At 63.7% G+C, this 1,178-nt stretch carries 2 protein-coding genes; one reads left to right on the top strand and one right to left on the bottom strand.

What is annotated here, in order from left to right:
• On the top strand, nucleotides 1-578 hold a 578-nt coding region (locus A2I95_RS40355; protein ID WP_291737939.1), incomplete at its 5' end, for a YceI family protein.
• A 161-nt stretch (nucleotides 579-739) separates the two neighbouring features.
• Here A2I95_RS40355 and A2I95_RS40350 read toward each other — a convergent pair.
• Complete coding sequence (locus tag A2I95_RS40350) at nucleotides 740-1,063, bottom strand: hypothetical protein (protein ID WP_291731560.1); 324 nt, start codon at nucleotides 1,061-1,063, stop codon at nucleotides 740-742.
• Between the last annotated feature and the right edge of the window lie 115 nt (nucleotides 1,064-1,178).

Raw genomic sequence — 1,178 nt, 5'->3', positions numbered from 1 at the left:
TCTATGGCGGGCAGAGTCAAAGCCAGGCCGAGAAGCAGGATCTCGGTGCGGGAGGCATCATGGCCCCGGTAGTGGCTGCGGCCCCTGCGGCAACGGGAACCTGGGCGGTCCAATCCGGCAATTTGGGCCTGTCTGTCACCCAGATGGGCAGCGTCATTTCGGGCAGCTTCGGCGAGTGGACCGCCGTGATCAACTTTGATGAAACTGCTGGTCCGGGACCCGCGGGTGATGTGGAAGTGACAGTGTCGATCCCGACTCTGGAGCTGGGATCGGTTGCCGGTCAGGCCATGGGCGCCGATTACTTTGACGGCGCCAATTTCCCGACCGCCTTGTTCAAGGCGGATATCGAAAAGCTGGCCGTGGGGTATCAAGCAGCCGGCACCCTGACCATCAAGGGGCAGACGGTGCCAGTCACCCTGCCCTTCAGCCTGGATTTGCAGGGAGACACGGCAAAAATGGCCGGCACGCTGACCCTGGACCGTCTCGATTTCGGCGTTGGCAAAAGCCTGCCGGATGAAAGCTCTCTGGGGATTGCCGTTGATGTGCAGGTGGAGCTGGAAGCCAAACGGGCGAAGTGATCCGGGCGCTGTTCGATCCGGGGCCGGCGCCCTCCCGCGCCTTCGGGTGATCAGCGGGCTGATCCCCCTGGCAGCCTTGGGCCGGGCGCCGCGCTGACGCGCGGCGCTGTGCCGTTTCAGACGGTCTGTTTCTGCTCAACAGGTTTTACCGCATCCGGATGTCAGTGACGGTGCCGGTAGTAGCCGCCGTGACGGGTGCGGTGGCGGTGTATGCCGCGGTCATGGTTCCGGTGGCGGCCGGCGTAATGGCCGTGGCCGCGATGGGGCCGGTAGTAGGTGCGCGGCTGATATGAATGCGTGTAGCCGCGGTGGCGGTCATTACGGTCATTCAGATTCTTTGCGATGAGTCCCAGAGCGATCAGCCCGGCAATGGCGCGGGCGGTATCACGGCCTGAATCATGGGCGGCGGCCGGTGGTGTGAACGCCAGATTGGCAGCAAGGGCCAATGCCGCACCGGCTGACACGAAATAGCCTAGGCGAAACATGGTGCCTCCTTTCTTAAGCGGCCGGAGGGGCCGGCTACAGCCTGCCGCAATGCCTGGGAAAACTCCAATGAACTCCTGTCACGCTTTGGGGAGGGTCCATTGCTGGACCGGTGGC

Source organism: Leisingera sp. F5 (assembly GCF_001593695.1).
This window is presented reverse-complemented; position numbering and strand designations above follow the sequence as displayed.

Coding starts and splice junctions, on each gene's coding strand:
- A2I95_RS40350 (WP_291731560.1), bottom strand. CDS start 1,063: ATGTTTCGCCTAGGCTATTTCGTGTCAGCCGGTGCGGCATTGGCCCTT.